The sequence below is a fragment of the Mycobacterium sp. E3247 genome, from assembly GCF_001667785.1.
In the GTDB taxonomy this organism is placed as follows: Bacteria; Actinomycetota; Actinomycetes; order Mycobacteriales; family Mycobacteriaceae; genus Mycobacterium.
The window spans coordinates 1-722 of sequence record NZ_LZJG01000011.1; the positions used below are offsets into that span (position 1 = coordinate 1).

At 70.9% G+C, this 722-nt stretch carries 1 protein-coding gene; it reads left to right on the top strand.

The annotated features are described in order from the left end of the window. On the top strand, nt 1-722 hold a 722-nt coding region (locus A9X04_RS00395), incomplete at both ends, for an Hsp70 family protein (protein ID WP_156764160.1).

The following is a 722-nucleotide window of genomic DNA, read 5'->3' on the forward strand; positions in this document are numbered from 1 at the left end:
CGGCGGCGGGGGCACGTCGGCCACGCTGGTGAATGTCGCGGGTGATTTCGAACTCGTTAGCGCGACAATGCGTTACGGGGCCCTGTCCGGCGACGAGATCGACCAGGAACTGCTGCTGCGGGTCTTCGAGGAGCTCGGCCGCGGCAGCGGCATCGACCCGGGCAGTACGGCCGCCGTGGGGCAGCTCGGCGAGGTGCGGGAGCAGTGCCGGCTGGCCAAGGAACGGCTCTCGGTCGACGTGGTCACCGAGATCGCCGCCGAACTCGGTGGGCGCAGCTGCAGTTTGACGCTGAGACGCGACGATCTCGAAGACCTGATGGCGGACCGGCTGACCGGCTTCATCTATGCCTTCGACGACATGCTGGTGCGCTACCGCAAGAGCTGGGCGGACCTCGCGGCCGTGGTGGCCGTCGGCGGGGGCGCACACATTCCGCTTGTCGCCGAACGGCTTTCGATCCACGGGCGCACCCCGGTCCTGACACCGTCGCAGCCGGCGCTGGCGGCCGCCTGCGGTGCGCTGCTGCTGGCGGCGCGCGGCGAAGAGCTGAGCCTGCGCACGCGGACGTCGATGGGCATGCTCGCGACCGCCAACGCCACCGGCGACGTCGTCGACCTCGGGGCCGGTGACGTGCTGGTGATCGACGACGAGGCGCTGACGGATCGTGAGCTGGCGTGGTCGCAGACGGAGTACCCCGGCGACCTGCGGGTGCGGTTCGGCGGCG